This is a genomic window from Mycobacterium colombiense (assembly GCF_001953985.1).
Taxonomy (GTDB): domain Bacteria; phylum Actinomycetota; class Actinomycetes; order Mycobacteriales; family Mycobacteriaceae; genus Mycobacterium; species Mycobacterium colombiense_B.
The window spans coordinates 47,954-64,085 of record NZ_MBEI01000058.1 but is presented as its reverse complement, the minus strand read 5'-3'; the positions used below and the strand labels follow the sequence as shown (position 1 = coordinate 64,085).

Sequence of the window (16,132 nt, the reverse complement as noted above, 5' to 3'; positions counted from 1 at the left end):
GCTCGCCGTGTTAGGGGTTTCAGCCCAGCAGCGCGTCGACGAAAGCGGCCGGTTCGAACGGCGCGAGATCGTCCGGGCCTTCCCCGAGCCCGACCAGTTTGACCGGCACACCGAGTTCCTGCTGAACGCGAAAGACGATGCCGCCCTTGGCCGTTCCGTCCAGCTTGGTCAGCACCGCACCGGTGATCTCGACCACCTCGGCGAACACCCGGGCCTGGGCCAGCCCGTTCTGCCCGATGGTGGCGTCGAGCACCAGCAACACCTCGTCGACCGCGGCACGCCGTGTTACAACCCGCTTAACTTTGTCGAGCTCGTCCATCAGCCCAACCTTGGTGTGCAGCCGCCCGGCGGTGTCGATGAGCACCACGTCGGCGCCCGCGACGATGCCCTTGTCAACGGCGTCGAACGCCACCGAGGCCGGGTCGGCGCCTTCGGGCCCGCGCACCACCTCCGCGCCCACCCGCGACGCCCAGGTCTGCAGCTGATCGGCCGCCGCGGCCCGGAACGTGTCGGCGGCGCCCAGGACGACGCGCCGCCCGTCGGCCACCAGGACCCGGGCCAGCTTGCCGACGGTGGTGGTCTTTCCGGTGCCGTTCACGCCCACGATCAGCAGCACCGAGGGATGGTCTTCGTGCGGCAGCGCCCGGATCGACCGGTCCATGCCGGGCTGCAACTCCTTGATCAGCACGTCGCGCAGCACGGCCTTGGCGTCGGCCTCGGTGCGCACGTCGCTGCTGGCCAGTCGGCTGCGCAGCTGCGCGATCACCGATTCGGCCACCACCGGGCCCAGGTCGGCGATCAGCAGCGTGTCCTCGACGTCCTGCCAGGCGTCCTCGTCCAGGTCGCCGCCGCCGATCAGGCCCAGCATGCTGCGGCCGAGCGCGTTCTGCGACCTGGCCAGCCGGCCGCGCAGCCGCTCCAGCCGGCCCTCGGTGGGCGCGATCTCCTCGATCTCGGGCGCGGCCGCGGCTTCGGGCGCCGGGGCCTCCGGCGCGGGGGCTTGCGGCGCCGGCGCCGCCGGCGCGGGCGGGGCCTGAACGTCCGGTAGCGGCGGGACCGTCGGGGCCTCGGGCTGGGGCGCGGGTTCGGGGAGCTCGACCTCGGAGATGGTCCGCCGCGGCGCGTCGCGCGGAATGGCCGCGTCGTCGCCTACCGCGGGCAGGCCGGTGGTGTCGAGCCGGTCGGCCGTCGTGGTCTGGCTGAAGGTGATGCCCGAGGACGCGGTGTAGCCGCCGGACCGGTCGATCGCCCCGGGCTCGGCCCGGGTCGAGAAGCTGATGCGGCGCCGCCGATACCGCAGCAGGCCGAGGACCAGCGCGGTGATGACGAGCAGGGCAGCGACGACCGCGATGGCGATCCAAAGACCTTGTGACACGCTGACATTGTTTCAGGGGCAGCGTGGCCGTGCGGCAGCCACCACCTTCGGGCGCTACGACGGATGGCGCCGCGCTCGCGACCGGGCGCTACGACGAACTGGTGACCAGCTGGTCCACCTGCTGGCCCCGCATCCGCTGGGAGATGACGGCGGTGATGCCGTCGCCCTGCATGGTCACGCCGTAGAGCGCGTCCGCGACCTCCATCGTCGGCTTCTGGTGCGTGATGATGATGAGCTGCGAGCGCGCCCGCAACAGCTCGAACAGCGAGATCAGCCGCCGCAGGTTGGTGTCGTCCAGGGCGGCCTCCACCTCGTCCATGATGTAGAACGGCGACGGGCGGGCCCGGAAGATCGCGACCAGCATCGCCACCGCCGTCAGCGCCTTCTCGCCACCCGACAGCAGCGACAGCCGGGTGATCTTCTTGCCCGGCGGGCGGGCCTCGACCTCGATGCCGGTGGTCAGCATGTCGTCGGGGTTGGTCAGCCGCAGTCGGCCCTCGCCGCCGGGGAACAGCACGGTGAAGACCTCGGTGAACTCGCGTTCGACGTCGGTGTAGGCCTCGCTGAACACCTGCAGGATGCGGGCGTCGACCTCGTCGACCACCCCGAGCAGGTCTTTGCGGGCGGCCTTGACGTCCTCGAGTTGAGTGGACAGGAAGTTGTAGCGCTCCTCGAGCGCGGCGAACTCCTCCAGCGCCAGCGGGTTGACCCGGCCCAGTTCGGCCAGCTCACGTTCGGCCCGCTTGGCCCGCCGCTCCTGGGTAGGCCGGTCGTAGGGAATCGGCGCGGGTGCGAATACCTGTTCGCCGCGCTCCTTGGCCTGCTCGTATTCGGCCATCTCCAGCTCGGAGGGCGGCAGCTGATTCTCCGGGCCGTACTCGGCGATCAGGTCGGCCGGCGCCATGCCGAACTGCTCGAGCACCATCTGCTCGAGCTGCTCGATCCGCATGGCCGCCTGGGCGTTGGCCACCTCGTCGCGGTGCAGCGAGTCGGTCAGGGCGGCCACCCGGGCGCTCAACGCGTTCACCTCGTCGCGCACCGCCGCCATCGCGGTCGCACGCTGCTGGCGTTCGGCGGCCAGCGCGTCGCGGATCTTGGAGGCGGCGCCGACGACCCCGTTCAGCCGCTGCGCCAGGAGGCGCCCCGAGTCGGCCACCGCGGCCGCCACCGCGGCGGCGCGCAGTCGCGCCTCCCGCGCCTGCTGGGCCCGCAGCCTGGCTTCGCGTTCGGCCGCGGCCGCGCGGCGCAGCGAATCCGCCCGCCCGCGAACCGCATTCGCGCGCTCCTCGGCGGTCCGCACCGCCAGCCGGGCCTCCACCTCGACGCTGCGGGCCGTCTCGGTCGCCGCGGCGATCTGCTGACGGTTCACGGGTTCTTCGGTCGGCGCGTGCTGGGTCTCCTGGGCGTTGCGCAGCCGGGTTTCCAGTTCGGTGACCTCGGCGACGGTCTGGGTCCGGCCCGCCTCGAGCTCCTCGCGCTGCCGCAGCAGCCTGCTCCACTCGTCCTCGGACGTCCGGGCGTCCTGGCCGAGCCGGCCCAGCTGCTCGTACATCCCGGAGATCTCGCTGTCGGACTCGTTGAGCGCGGCCAGCGCCTGCTCGGCCGAGTCCTGGCGAGCGGCCTGCTCGGTCAGCGCGCCGGACAGCGCCGCGGTCAGCTGGGCGACCCGGGCCTCCGCGGCGGCCAGCTCGTCGCCGGCCTTGTCGATCTCCGAGGTCACCTCGAGCGTGGACAGCTTGCGGTCCGAGCCGCCGCTCACCCAGCCCGCGCCCACCAGGTCGCCGTCGAGCGTGACGGCGCGCAGCCTTGAGTGCGCCGCCACCAGGGCCAGCGCCTGGTCCAGGTCGTCGACCACCGCGACGCCGGAGAGCATGGCCGTGATCGCGCCGCGCAGCCGCGCCGGCGCGTCGATCAAGTCGAGCGCCCACCGCGCGCCCGCCGGGGCGGGCTGCGGCGCGGGCTGATCGGCGGGCCAGTCGCCCAGCACCAGCGCGGCGCGGCCGCCGTCCGCCTCCTTGAGGGCGGCGCCTGCTTCACGGGCCGCGCCGAAGCTTTCGGCGGCCAGTGCGTCGGCCGCCGATCCGAGCACCGCGGCCAGCGCCGCCTCGTAGCCGGAGCGAACCTTGACCAGCTTGGCCATCGGCCCCAAAAGTCCTGTGCCGCCGTGGTTTTCGGTGAGCCACGCCGCGCCGTCCTTGCGCTCCAGCCCGATCGCGAGCGCGTCGAAGCGGGCCCGCAGCGACGCCACCTGGCGTTCGGCGTCCCGCTCGGCGGACTGCAGCTCGGCCACCCTCTCGTCGGCCAGCCGCAGCGCGGCAACGGTGCGCTCGTGGTGTTCGTCGAGACCCACCTCGCCCTGATCGAGTTCACCCACCCGGCCCTGCACGGTCTCGAATTCCACCTTGGCCTGCTGCGCGCGGGCGGCGGCCTGTTCGATGCGTTCGGACAGGCGCGCCACGCTGTCGTCGATCGATTCCACCCGCGCCCGCATCGTCTCCACCTGACCGGCCAAGCGCGCCAAGCCTTCTCGGCGATCCGCCTCCGCGCGCACCGCAGCCATGTGGGCCCGGTCGGCCTCGGCGGCTTCGCGCTCGCGCTCGGCCAAATCGGCGCGGGCGCCGTCCAGGCGGGTGCGCGCCCCGGCCAGTTCGGCGAGCAGCTGCCGCTCGGCGACCGCGACCTGCTCGGCCTCGGCTTCCAGCGCGTCGGGGTCGGTGTCGCTGGGGGCGAGCGGCTCCACATCGAGGTGGTGGGCCCGCTCACTGGCGATGCGCACGGTCGCGGCGACCCGCTCGGCCAGCGCGGACAGCGCGAACCAGGTGTGCTGAACCGACTCGGCCCGGCTCGACAGTTCGCCGACCGCGGCCTCGTGGGTGGTCAGCTCCTCGGACGCCACGGCCAGCCGCGACGAGGCCTGGTCGTGGTCGCGGCGCATGGCGGCCTCGGCCTCGAAGATCGCCTCGCGCTCGCCCTGCCGGTTGACCAGGTCGTCGGCGGCCAGCCGCAGCCGGGCGTCACGCAGGTCGGCCTGGATGGTCTGGGCGCGGCGGGCCACCTCGGCCTGGCGGCCCAGCGGCTTGAGCTGGCGGCGCAGTTCGGTGGTCAGGTCGGTGAGCCGGGCCAGGTTCGCCTGCATCGCGTCGAGTTTGCGGAGGGCCTTTTCCTTGCGCTTGCGGTGCTTGAGCACGCCGGCGGCCTCTTCGATGAACGCGCGACGGTCCTCCGGCCGCGATTGCAGGATCTCGTCGAGCTTGCCCTGCCCGACGATGACGTGCATCTCCCGGCCGATCCCGGAGTCACTCAGCAGTTCCTGAACATCCATCAAACGGCAACTGCTGCCGTTGATTTCGTACTCGCTGGCGCCGTCGCGGAACATCCGCCGCGTGATGGACACCTCGGAGTATTCGATGGGCAGCGCGTTGTCGGAGTTGTCGATGGTGACGGTGACTTCGGCGCGGCCCAGCGGCGCCCGCGACGAGGTCCCGGCGAAGATGACGTCTTCCATCTTGCCGCCGCGCAGCGTCTTTGCCCCCTGCTCCCCCATCACCCAGGCCAGCGCGTCGACGACGTTGGATTTGCCGGAGCCATTGGGCCCGACGACGGCGGTGATGCCCGGCTCGAAGCGCAGAGTCGTCGGCGAGGCGAAGGACTTGAAGCCCTTCAGCGTCAGACTCTTGAGGTACACGGCGAGCCAGACTACCGCTCAAATCACCCCGGACGGCTTCACCGAGGGGTGTCGGCCGGCCCGAAATATCGCCGCGCTCCGACCGGTCGGCGCACTGGTCACAATGGTCACATCCGCCACGGAGAGAGGGTGATTGCGACCTTCCGAAACGAGCTAGCGCCGGCGCTAGCTCGTTTCGGACTCGACCATCGAAGCCCCAGCCGGTGCCCGTGTGACAGATGTGACGCCCGGGGGCCGCACTGCGCCCCTGGGGGACCGCACGGCGCCCGGAGGTGCCCGTCAGCGCTCGACGAATCCCTCGAACCGCTCCTGCGGCTGCGACCACTCCGCGACCACCTTGTCGACGTGACCGGGTCGCGACGGCCAGGCCGTGCCGCCCTCCAGGAGATGCAGCAGCCGCTCGCCGGCCGCCCGCGGACCCTGGGCGACCACCAGGACGCTGCCGTCGGCCTGGTTGGCCGCGTAGCCGGTGAGGCCCAGTTCCAGCGCACGAGAACGCGTCCACCAGCGGAAACCCACCCCCTGGACCTGGCCGTGCACCCAGGCGGTGAGCCGGGTGTCAGGCTCCGACATTTTTCGCCTCGGTGCTGACCTCGAAGTTGACCGTGGTACCGGACTTGAGCGTGCGCCCCACGGTGCAGACCTGATCGATGGCCCGGTTGACCACGACCAGCAGGCGCTCCCTCTCGTCGTCGGCCAGGCCCGACAGATCCAGTTCCATGGTCTCCTCGAGCAGCGGATAGCGCTCCTGCTCGCGGTCGGCGGCGCCGGAGACCTTGATGACCGCCTTGTAGTCGTCGCCCAGCCGGCGGGCCAGCGGCAGGTCGCTGGACATCCCGCTGCACGCCGCGAGCGCGATCTTGAGCAGCTCACCGGGCGTGAACACGCCGTCGACGTCCTCGGAACCGATCAGCACCTGCGCCCCGCGCGAGCTATATCCGGTGTAGCGGCGAGTTCCGGTGCGTTCCACCCATAGTTCGGCCATGGCTTATTTCTACCGGGCGAGGCGAACTCAGACGCGCGGGCATACTGCTTGCATGGCCACCGTGGTCGCTTTCCACGCCCACCCGGACGACGAGGTCGTGCTCACCGGCGGCACCCTGGCGCGGGCCGCCGCGGCCGGGCACCGGGTGGTCGTGGTCACGGCCACCGACGGGCGCATCCACAACGAGGACGACAACGACCGGCTGGACGAATTACGCCGAAGCGCAAGCATTCTCGGGGCGCACCGGGTGGAGTGCCTCGGGTACGCCGACAGCGGCTACGGCCCGCTGTTCTATCCGGACCCACCCGGGCGCACCCGGTTCGGGCGGGCCGATCTCGACGAGGCCGCCGGGCGGCTGGCCAGCATCCTGCGCGACGAGCGCGCCGACGTGCTGCTCAGCTACCAGCCCAACGGCGGCTACGGCCACCGCGATCACGTCCAGGTGCACCACGTCGGCAAGCGGGCCGCCGAACTCGCCGCCACCCCGCGGGTGCTCGAGGTGACGATGCCGCGCGAAATGCTGCTCCGCGTCAGCGACGTCGCCCACCTGTTGCGCCTGCCCGGACCGTACGAGCGCGACATCGTCCGCGGCGCGTACGCGCCGCGCGCCACAATCACCCACCGCGTCAACGTCTTTCGCTTCGCGCGCCAGAAGCGCGACGCATTCGCCGCGCACCGCTCTCAGATCGGCGCTTCCGGCCTGGCCGCGAAGGTCTTCGGGCTGCTGCTGCGGTTGCCGCCCCAGGTGTTCGGTGCGCTGTTCAGCCACGAGTGGTTCGTGGACCCGGCGCTGCCCACCGGGACGCTGCTCCGCGACATCTTCGACTGAGTAGACACTCAAACACGCGGTCGCGGTTGGCATTTCGGGCAGTAGAACGAGGAGCGGTTCATGAACTTCTCCCGGCGCATCACCGCCCCGCAGCGGCGGCAGGCTTCACCCTCGCGGCCGTAGGCGTCCAGCGATCGGTCGAAGTATCCGGATTCGCCGTTGACGTTGACGTACAGCGAATCGAACGAGGTCCCGCCCTGGGCCAGCGCATCGCGCATCACCTCGGCGGCCGCGTCCAGCACGCCGATCAACTGCTTGCGGCTCAGCGTGTCGGCGATCCGGGCGCCGTTCAGCTTGGCGCGCCACAGCGCCTCGTCGGCGTAGATGTTGCCGATGCCGGACACCACCTGCTGATCGAGAAGCTGCCGCTTGATCTCGGAGTGCTTGCGCCGCAACACTTTCACCACCGCATCCACATCGAAGCGGGGGTCCAGCGGGTCACGCGCCAGGTGCGCGACGGGCTCCGGCAGCAGGTTGCCGTCCACCTCGACCAGATCGGCGAGCATCCATCCACCGAAGGTGCGCTGATCGGCGAAGCTCAGCACGGTCCCGTCGTCGAGCAGTGCGGAGATCCGGACGTGGTCGGCGCGCGGCACCTTCCCCCTCGCCGCTTCGCGGCTGGGGGGACCCCCGCCCAGCAGCATCTGCCCGCTCATGCCGAGGTGCACCACCAGCGCCGTATCCGATTCCTGCCCAACGGGTTCCGTGTCGAGCAAAAACCACAGGTATTTGCCGCGCCGATCGGTGCCGGTGATCCGCGCGTTCAGCAGCCGGGCGGTGAGGTCCGCGGGCCCGGCTTCGTGACGACGCACCGCGCGCGGGTGATGCACCCGGACGGCCGTCATCGTCTTGCCGACGACGTGGGCGTGCAGGCCGCGGCGCACCACCTCGACTTCGGGCAGTTCGGGCATCTAGACGCTGGTTCTCCCCGCGGGGTCCAGCACGTCGAGCGTCTTCCAGGTGGCCGCCGCGGCCTTCTGCTCGGCCTCCTTCTTGGAGCGGCCCACACCAGTGCCGTATTCGGTCTCCGCGACCACGACGACCGCGGTGAATTCCTTGTCGTGGTCGGGCCCGGTGGAGGTGACGACGTAGGAGGGCGCGCCCATACCGCGGGCCGCGGTCAGCTCCTGCAGGCTGGTCTTCCAGTCCAGCCCGGCGCCCAGCGTCGGCGCGGCGTCCAGCAGCGGGCCGAACAACCGCAGAATCACCTCGCGCGCAACGTCGATGCCGTGATCGAGGTAGATCGCGCCTAGCAGCGATTCCATGCCGTCGGCCAGGATGCTCGATTTGTCGGCGCCGCCGGTGTTCGCCTCCCCGCGTCCCAGCATCAGGTGGACGCCGAGGCCCCCGTCGCACAGCTTGCGCGCGACGTCGGCCAGCGCCTGGGTATTGACCACGCTGGCCCGCAGTTTGGCCAGATCACCCTCGGTGCGGTCGGGGTGCCGGTGATACAGCTCGTCGGTGATGGTCAGGCCCAGCACGGCGTCGCCCAGGAATTCCAGGCGTTCGTTGGTCGGCAGGCCGCCGTGTTCGTAGGCGTAGCTGCGATGCGTGAGCGCCAGGGACAGCAGTTCCTCGGACAGTTCAACCCCGAGGGCGTCGAGCAGCGGTTGGCGCGAACTCACCGCTCACCCCGCGGCTCGTCCGACTCCGCGGTGAACATGCCCGCCAGCTTGGCCCAGCGCGGATCGATCCGATCGTGCTGATGGTCCGGCTCGGCGGCCAGCGAAACACCGCACTCGGGGCACAGCCCCGGGCAGTCCGGCGTGCACACGGGCGAGAACGGAAGCTCCAGTCCCACGGCGTCGACGATCGACTGCTCGAGGTCGATGGTGTCGTCGACGATGTGGCCCACCTCGTCTTCCTCGGTGGTCGCCTCCGTGGTGCTGTCCGGGTAGGCGAACAGCTCGGTGAGCCGCACCTGCACCTGCCCCTCGAGCTTGGTCAGGCAACGCGAACACTCGCCGGCGGTGGGTGCGGTCACCGTCCCGGTCACCAGGACGCCCTCGGACACCGATTGGATCTGTAAGTCCAGCTCGAGTGGGGCGTCCGCCTCGATCGCGATCATGTCCAGCCCGATGCGGGCCGGACTGGGCACGGTTGTCTGCCACGTCACCATCGCCCCGGGGCGGCGCCCGAGCCGGGTGAGGTCGAACGCCATCGGCGCGGCCAGGCGTGACCGAGCCGATGGTGTGCTGTGCTGCCGCGTCATATCGGAAATCCTACGGCGCTGACCGCATAATTCCAGGGCGCGCCCGCCCGGCAAACAACCGCGAAGGGCTAGCGCACCGCGTAGTCGTGAGTCCCGGCCGCGGTCCGCAGTTGGTGACGCCCGCGCCCCACCGACCGCAGGGTGCCGTTGAGGAATTCCTCGAACTCGGCGAGCTTGTTGTCGACGTAGATGTCGCATTCGCCGCGCAGCCGGTCGGCCTCGGCGTGCGCCGAGTCGATGAGCCGGGTGGCCTCGGCGTTGGCCGCCTCCACCACGCTGTTCTGCGAGACCAGGCGCTGCTGCTCCTTGATGCCCTCTTGCACGGCCTTCTCGTAGGAGATGTTGCCGTTTTCCAGCAGCCGGTCGGCTTCGGCCTGGGCGCGCCCGACGCTGGCCTCGTACTCGCGCTTGGCCGCCGTGGCGATGCGCACCGACTCTTCGCGGGCCTCGCCGACCATCCGCTCGCTGTGCTGGCGCGCTTCGCTGACCATCCGGTCGGCCTGCGCCTTGGCGTCGGACAGCAGCCGGTCGGCCTCCGAGCGGGCGTGGTTGAGCATCGACTCGGACTCGGTGGTCGCCGAGGACACCATGGACTCGGAGTGCGTCTTGGCGTCCTGCAGCATGGAGTCGCGCGCATCCAGGACGTCCTGGGCGTCGTCCAGCTCGCCCGGGATCGCATCCTTGATGTCGTCGATCAACTCCAGCACGTCGCCGCGAGGCACCACGCAGCCGGCCGTCATCGGAACGCCACGGGCTTCTTCCACGATGGCGCTGAGTTCGTCCAGCGCCTCAAAGACTCGATACACGGCCATACCCTCCTGGCGTCTGCAAAGATCCTGTTGTTACTAGTGTGCCTGGTGATGTCTCTGTGACTGCGGTGGCGACACCGGTGTGTCGGGTATTTGCCCGTCCGGGGCGCCTCAAACGCCCTGGTCCGGTGTTTTCCGCCCGCCGGCGGGAAGTCAGTGTCATCGCAGAAGTGCCCATTCAGGCTGTTACCGCGGCCACGGCGGCCGCGCGGGGTGGTTCATCCATATTCGTTGCCGGGTCCCCGCCGATGCGGGTGGGGCGCAGGCCCGACGTTTGCGTCGACGCACCGGGGCCCGGCTATTTGCCAGCGATTCTAGGTCGCGGACGGCCGGGGCACTATCCAAGCCTTCATCGGAACGGGCACGATGCGACATTGCGTCCGTCACTCATACCCCCAAGGGGTATATACTCCACGGTTGGGCGCGGCGGCCCTCGAAGCGACTCGTTTCCCGCAGGAGGACACAGTGACGGTGCTATCAGCGGTCGGCCATGCTCTGACGCTCGCGGGCTCGATGACGTGGGAAATCCTGTGGGCGCTGATCCTGGGCTTTGCGCTCTCGGCGGTGGTGCAGGCCGTGGTGCGCCGCTCCACGATCGTGGCGTTGATGGGTGACGACCGGCCGCGCACCCTGGCCGTCTCGGCCGGATTGGGCGCGGCGTCGTCGTCGTGCTCGTACGCCGCGGTGGCGCTGGCGCGGTCGCTGTTCCGCAAGGGCGCCGACTTCACCGCCGCGATGGCGTTCCAAATCGGGTCCACCAACCTGGTGGTGGAGTTGGGCATCATCCTGGCGCTGCTGATGGGCTGGCAGTTCACCGCCGCCGAGTTCGTCGGCGGCCCGCTGATGATCGTGGCGCTGGCCGTGTTGTTCCGGCTGTTCGTGCGGTCGCGGCTGGTCGACGCCGCCCGCGAGCAGGCCGAGCGGGGAGTGGCCGGCTCGATGGAAGGCCACGCCGCCATGGACATGTCCATCCAAGGCGAAGGCTCGTTCTGGCGACGGCTGTTCTCCCCCGCGGGTTTGACCTCCGTCTCGCACGTGTTCGTGATGGAGTGGCTGGCGATCCTGCGCGACCTCGTCCTGGGCCTGCTGATCGCGGGAGCCATCGGGGCCTGGGTGCCCGAAAAGTTCTGGCAGGTCTTCTTTTTGGCCGATCACCCCGGCCTCTCGGCGATATGGGGACCGATCGTGGGGCCCATCGTGGCGATCGTGTCCTTCGTGTGCTCCATCGGCAATGTCCCGCTGGCCGCGGTGCTGTGGAACGGCGGCATCAGCTTCGGCGGCGTCATCGCGTTCATCTATGCCGACCTGCTGATCCTTCCGATCCTGAGTATCTACCGCAAGTACTACGGCACCAAGATGATGCTGACGCTGCTGGGCACCTTCTACGCCGCGATGGTCGCCGCCGGATATCTAATCGAATTGATCTTCGGCACAACCCATCTCATTCCCATCCAGCGCGACGCGACGGTGATCGAGGCCTCGATCTCGTGGAACTACACGACCTGGCTCAACATCGTGTTCCTGGCGCTTGCGGCAATCCTGGTCGCCCGGTTCGTCACCTCTGGGGGCCTGCCGATGGTCCGCATGATGGGCGGCTCCCCCGACGCCGGCGAAACCGAACGTCACCACTGACCGGCGTCAGGATTGCGGCAACCGCACATCCAGCACCGCGCAACGCCCGTGGTCCGCCTCGCCGAGCGCCCAACCGACGGCATCGGTCATCTCCGCCGGCGTGTGCACGCTGTGTCCGCCGCCGCCGCAGGCCTTGGCGAGGGCGGCGTAGTCGGTGTCCGGGGTGAGCCGAGTTTCGCCGAAGTCGTTCTCCCGCACCGACACTCCGTCCGGGTACAGCCCCATCACCGGCAGCTTGGAGGCCAGGTAAGACCGGTTGTTCAAGACGACGGTCACGAACGGCGCACCGTGGCGATGCGCCGACCACAACGCGGCGGTGGGCACGCCGAAGTTGAACGAACCGTCACCACAGATGGCGACGACGGGCGCCTCCGGCCGGGCGAGTTTGACCCCGAAGGCACCGCCGAGCGCCCAGCCCAAAGCCGGTGCGCCCGTGTCGAACAGGTGCCCGGGCGCCCGGCGCACCTGCCGGGCCACGGCGGCCCGGTTGGTCACCGCCTCCTGAACCACCACCGCGTCGTCGGGGAGGGCGCGGCCCAGCGCGGCCAGCATCGCATCGGCGACATCGGCCGGGTGGTCGGAGGCGGCCCGGCGGATCGCTTCGCGGCCGCGTTCGGCGGTCTCGGCCTCCGCCGCCTGCCGGCGTGCGGCCCACTTCTCCCGCAATTCGTCGGTGGCCAGCCGCAGCAGGGTCTGTTCCAGCAGCAGCAGCGCCACGCGGGTGTCGGCGGTCAACGCGACCTCGACCGGATACGACCACAGCGGCATGCTCGGTTTGACCGGATCCCCGTCGATCTGCACCACGCGGGCGTGCGCGGGCGGGGCCAGTTCCGACGGCACCCAAGGCACCTCGGAGTCCAGCAGCAGCACGGTGTCGGCGCTTTCCAGCGGCGCGGCGTCGCCCACCACGTGCAGCCGGTGCCCCGGCGGCAGGTTGGCGCGGTCGCCCTGATCGATCACCGGCGCGCCTAGCAGCTCGGCGATGCGGCCCAGCACGGTCGCGGTTCCCGGGTCGGCGGCGGTCCTGGACGTGACGATGACAACCCGCTTGCCCGCCACCAGGATTCCCGCCAACCGTCCCAGCGCGCCCGGGTCAGGCCCGGGCGGCACGGCCGGCGGCAACCGGCGCGGCAACGCCCCGACGCCGGGCTCCATCAACGCTTCTCGCGGCAGCATGACGTAGGCGGGACCGGACGGGCAGGACTGGGCGACCTGGAACGCCCGACGCACGATCGGGGCCAGCTCGCGGCCGCGGGGCACCTCCATGTGCCACTTGGCGTAGTTGCGCACCACGGCCGGCTGGTCGAGTTGTTCCTGCTGCCAATGGATGTAGGTGTCGCGGTGACCGCGCACCTTCGGCGCCGAACTGTAGGGAGTGCGCCCGGCGAACATCACCACCGGAGTTCCGTTGCGCTGCGCGTTGTGCAGCTGGCAGCCCAGGTTCAGCGTCCCGGCGTCGACGTGCACCATGACCGCCTGCGGGCGGCCGCTGGCCATGTGGTGCCCGATGGCCGCCGCCAGGGCGATGCTCTCGTGCACGCACAACACGGCCTGCGGGCTCGGCGTGCCGGCGGCGCGCGCCGCAGCCAACGCCTCCTGGATCGGCGCGGAATCCGTTCCGGGATTGATGAAGAAGTGCGCGACCCCCTCATCGGCGAGCAGCGCGATCAGGTCGGCCGCAGCCTCGGGTACGTCGAATGGATTGTCTACCGTCATGGCTGCCGTTCTCCTATCGACGTCGGCGACCTCGCGTACCCCTCCTCCGGATCAGGCCTTCAACATACGTTCTGCGTGGGCGTTTACGATGTTTTCCGGTGGACTGGGTTGCCCGTGGCGCGCTCGAACCCGTCGACTGCCCCTTGCGAGCGACTCACGGGTAATCGACGGAGAACTCGAATCCATCGGGTACCCGCTGCACGCCCGGGTACTCCACGCCGCCCGCCGGCCTCGTCAATCCGATTGCCGCGCATGGCGTTCGGGGTCGGGCAACCGGGTCAGGACTTAGCCGAAATCCTTTGGCGCAGGCGACGATTGACCGGCTCGGGCAGCAGTTCCGACACGTCACCGCCGAGCATCGCGACCTCTTTGGCCAGCGACGACGACACGAACGAATAGCGCGGGGCGGTGGCCACGAAAAACGTGTCCACGCCGGCGACGTGCTTGTTCATCTGCGCCATCTGCAGCTCGTATTCGAAGTCGGTGCCGGTGCGCAGCCCCTTCACGATGGCGGTCATGCCGCGCGCCCGGACGAAATCCACCACCAGACCCTGCCCGGCTTCCACCCGCAGGTTGGGCAGGTGCGTCGTCGATTCGTTGATCATCGCGATCCGCTCGTCCAGATCGAACATGCCCTTTTTGGCGGGGTTGGTGAGGATCGCCACCACCACCTCGTCGAACTGAGCCGACGCGCGCTCGAAGACGTCGATGTGGCCCAACGTCACCGGGTCGAACGAGCCCGGGCACACCGCGCCGGTCACGCGGGCGCTCCGATGTGAAGGGCTGGTCTGCGTCCATCGGCGACCATGACGCGCGCCGAGGCGATGCAGAGCGAAGCGATGCTGAGGAGCGGCGCCATGACGAATGACGGTACACGCCCGCCTCACTGACGCTCGGCCAGCTCCAAACGGGTGTCGCCGTAAACTCGTTGCGGCCACACGGACCACCCGGCCGGCCAATTCAGCGGCGCGCCGCCCGCCGCCCGCTCCACCACCGCGACGCTGCCCCCGCGCACCCAGCCGTGGGCGGCCAACGCTGCCAGCACGGCCTCGACCTCGGCGACGTCGACGTCGTAGGGCGGGTCGGCCAGCACCAGATCGAATGGGGCCGCGGTGCCGGCCGCCAGTACGGTCGCCACCGGTCCCCGGCGCAGCGTCGCGCCGGGCAGGCCCAGGGTTTGGATGTTGCGCGCGATGACGGATCCGGTGCGCGGGTCGGACTCCACGAAGAGCGCGGCGGCGGCGCCGCGGGAAAGCGCCTCCAGTCCCAGTGCGCCCGAACCGGCGTAGAGATCCAGCACGCTGAGCCCGGTCAGGTCCAGGCGCGCGGTCAGGATGTTGAACAGCGACTCGCGGACCCTGTCGGTGGTGGGCCTGGTGCCGCGCGGCGGGACCGCGATGCGACGACCCCCCGCCGCGCCGCCAATGATCCGGGTCACCTGCAGCTACCTACAGCAGCGTCGACCAGTAGTCCCAGAACCGCGCCATGATCAGCAGGAACACCGCGGTGAACCAGAGCGCGGCGATCGACCACCGCCATTGGAAGAGCACCCATGCCGGGCCGGTCTGGCGGTCTTGCAGGGCCGGGCGACAGGCGATCGAGGCGACCACCACCAGCAGCGACATGGTGACCGCCCAGACCACCATGCAGTACGGGCACAACGCGTTGATCCGGTACAGACTCTGGAAGATCAGCCAGTGCACAAACACCGCACCGACCAGCACCCCGAGCGTCAGTCCCACCCAATACCATTGCGGCAGCGCCACTTTCGTCAGCGCCAGCAGCCCGGTGACGACCACCACGGTGAAGGCCACCAGGCCCAGCAACGGGTTCGGGAAGCCGAGCAGCGACGCCTGCGGCGTGATCATCACCGAGCCGCAGGACAGGATCGGGTTGATGTTGCAGGACGGCACGTACGACGGGTTGAGCAATATGTCGATCTTCTCGACCGTCAGCGTCATCGACGCCACCAGGCCGATCAGGCCGGCGATCAGCACCCACCAGGCGCTGAGCGGCGGAACTCGCGGCGCCGGCGACGTATCCGAGGTCAGGTCGCCGGTCGTGTCGGCAGCTGCTGTGGACACCGCACCGGTCACATGGATGCCGGCGCGACCGCGCCGTCGATGCCCGGGATGTTGCCCACGATCTCTTTGATCTTGTTGACCAGCGCGTCCGGCGTCGACGGGTCGTAGTCGTCACCGTTGATCTTGATGGTCGGCGTCGCGTTGATGTGTGCGGTCGCCGCTTCGCCGGTGACCTTGGACAGATACTTGCCGCTGTTGATGCAGTCCGGCACCTTGCCCGCCGCCCCGGCCTCGCGGGCGAGTTCGATCAACCGCGCGTTGTCCGGGAAGGTCTTACCGGTTTCGCTCGGCTGGATGTCGGTGCTGAACAGCGCGGAGTGGAAGCGCCGGAACGCGTCCTGGGACTCGTCGGCGACGCACAGGGCCGCGGCCCCCGCGCGCGACGAATAGTTCTGGTTCCGCGAGCTGTCCAGGATCGACACCATGGAGTAGTCGGCGGCGATGGCGCCGATGTCGATGAGCCGAGACACCGTCGGGCCGAAGGTGCGCTCGAAGTTGCCGCACGCCGGGCACAGGAAGTCCTCGTAGAACGTCACCACGGCCTTGGGGTTGCCGCTGCCCGGCTGGGTGACCAGCTTGCTCGACGTCACCCGGACGGTGTCCCCAGCGCCGGTGGGGCCGGTCTTCTTGTGGTGCGACGTCACGATGTAGAAGACGAGGGCGACCGCGAAGATCACCACGAATGCGGTGCCGCCGATTTGGACGAGCCGGCTCGACTTACCGCCGGAGGCCGCCTTCATGTCGAATCGCGGGGGACGTTTGGGGTTGTCGGCCACAGGTTCCCTGATCTTTCGGTACGAGTTGT

At 69.9% G+C, this 16,132-nt stretch carries 15 protein-coding genes; 2 read left to right on the top strand and 13 right to left on the bottom strand.

Translation table 11 applies throughout. The features are described from left to right. Nucleotides 1–19 precede the first annotated feature (19 nt). From ftsY to A5732_RS17520, 4 genes are all read right to left on the bottom strand, one after another. Complete coding sequence (gene ftsY / locus A5732_RS17535; protein WP_076102875.1) at nucleotides 20–1,375, bottom strand: signal recognition particle-docking protein FtsY; 1,356 nt, start codon at nucleotides 1,373–1,375, stop codon at nucleotides 20–22. 88 nt (nucleotides 1,376–1,463) lie between these two features. Further along, nucleotides 1,464–5,060, bottom strand: coding sequence for a chromosome segregation protein SMC (gene smc / locus A5732_RS17530; RefSeq protein WP_076102874.1), 3,597 nt, complete (start codon nucleotides 5,058–5,060; stop codon nucleotides 1,464–1,466). 279 nt (nucleotides 5,061–5,339) lie between these two features. Then, complete coding sequence (locus tag A5732_RS17525) at nucleotides 5,340–5,633, bottom strand: acylphosphatase (RefSeq protein WP_076051680.1); 294 nt, start codon at nucleotides 5,631–5,633, stop codon at nucleotides 5,340–5,342. Next, nucleotides 5,620–6,045 carry an OsmC family protein gene (locus A5732_RS17520; RefSeq protein WP_076102873.1) on the bottom strand — a complete coding sequence of 142 codons (426 nt, stop codon included), beginning with the start codon at nucleotides 6,043–6,045 and terminating at the stop codon, nucleotides 5,620–5,622. Before A5732_RS17520 ends, A5732_RS17525 begins: the two co-directional genes overlap by 14 nt. A 52-nt stretch (nucleotides 6,046–6,097) precedes the next feature. Between A5732_RS17520 and A5732_RS17515 the strand changes: the two genes are divergently transcribed. Next, nucleotides 6,098–6,874, top strand: a complete 777-nt coding sequence (locus tag A5732_RS17515; protein ID WP_076102872.1) for a PIG-L deacetylase family protein — start codon at nucleotides 6,098–6,100, stop codon at nucleotides 6,872–6,874. Nucleotides 6,875–6,882: 8 nt separating this feature from the next. Here the strand turns inward: A5732_RS17515 and mutM are convergent, their stop codons facing one another. The 4 genes from mutM to sepIVA form a co-directional block, all read right to left on the bottom strand. After that, entirely contained in the window at nucleotides 6,883–7,785 is a 903-nt protein-coding gene (gene mutM, locus A5732_RS17510) for a bifunctional DNA-formamidopyrimidine glycosylase/DNA-(apurinic or apyrimidinic site) lyase (RefSeq protein ID WP_076102871.1), read from the bottom strand. Further along, entirely contained in the window at nucleotides 7,786–8,499 is a 714-nt protein-coding gene (gene rnc / locus A5732_RS17505; protein WP_076051676.1) for a ribonuclease III, read from the bottom strand. It lies immediately after the preceding gene. Continuing rightward, nucleotides 8,496–9,086 carry a YceD family protein gene (locus A5732_RS17500; RefSeq protein WP_212568074.1) on the bottom strand — a complete coding sequence of 197 codons (591 nt, stop codon included), beginning with the start codon at nucleotides 9,084–9,086 and terminating at the stop codon, nucleotides 8,496–8,498. Before A5732_RS17500 ends, rnc begins: the two co-directional genes overlap by 4 nt. A 68-nt stretch (nucleotides 9,087–9,154) precedes the next feature. Then, nucleotides 9,155–9,892 carry a cell division protein SepIVA gene (gene sepIVA, locus A5732_RS17495; RefSeq protein WP_064880965.1) on the bottom strand — a complete coding sequence of 246 codons (738 nt, stop codon included), beginning with the start codon at nucleotides 9,890–9,892 and terminating at the stop codon, nucleotides 9,155–9,157. Nucleotides 9,893–10,312: 420 nt separating this feature from the next. Between sepIVA and A5732_RS17490 the strand changes: the two genes are divergently transcribed. Beyond that, nucleotides 10,313–11,527 (top strand): permease, encoded by a 1,215-nt coding sequence (locus tag A5732_RS17490; RefSeq protein WP_436971831.1) that lies wholly within the window; start codon nucleotides 10,313–10,315, stop codon nucleotides 11,525–11,527. A 6-nt stretch (nucleotides 11,528–11,533) separates the two neighbouring features. On the opposite strand, the gene A5732_RS17485 is transcribed toward A5732_RS17490, so the two are convergent. The 5 genes from A5732_RS17485 to A5732_RS17465 all read right to left on the bottom strand — a co-directional run bounded on the left by A5732_RS17485 (nucleotide 11,534) and on the right by A5732_RS17465 (nucleotide 16,103). Continuing rightward, nucleotides 11,534–13,243 carry a thiamine pyrophosphate-requiring protein gene (locus A5732_RS17485; protein ID WP_076102869.1) on the bottom strand — a complete coding sequence of 570 codons (1,710 nt, stop codon included), beginning with the start codon at nucleotides 13,241–13,243 and terminating at the stop codon, nucleotides 11,534–11,536. 278 nt (nucleotides 13,244–13,521) lie between these two features. Next, nucleotides 13,522–14,004 (bottom strand): pantetheine-phosphate adenylyltransferase, encoded by a 483-nt coding sequence (gene coaD, locus A5732_RS17480; RefSeq protein ID WP_064950721.1) that lies wholly within the window; start codon nucleotides 14,002–14,004, stop codon nucleotides 13,522–13,524. A gap of 122 nt (nucleotides 14,005–14,126) precedes the next feature. Beyond that, nucleotides 14,127–14,681 carry a 16S rRNA (guanine(966)-N(2))-methyltransferase RsmD gene (rsmD, locus tag A5732_RS17475; protein WP_076102868.1) on the bottom strand — a complete coding sequence of 185 codons (555 nt, stop codon included), beginning with the start codon at nucleotides 14,679–14,681 and terminating at the stop codon, nucleotides 14,127–14,129. A 10-nt stretch (nucleotides 14,682–14,691) separates the two neighbouring features. After that, on the bottom strand, nucleotides 14,692–15,339 hold the full coding sequence (locus A5732_RS17470) for a vitamin K epoxide reductase family protein (protein WP_076051671.1): 648 nt from the start codon (nucleotides 15,337–15,339) through the stop codon (nucleotides 14,692–14,694). After that, complete coding sequence (locus tag A5732_RS17465) at nucleotides 15,336–16,103, bottom strand: DsbA family protein (protein ID WP_064950757.1); 768 nt, start codon at nucleotides 16,101–16,103, stop codon at nucleotides 15,336–15,338. The genes A5732_RS17470 and A5732_RS17465 overlap by 4 nt, the downstream gene beginning before the upstream one ends. Nucleotides 16,104–16,132: the final 29 nt, after the last annotated feature.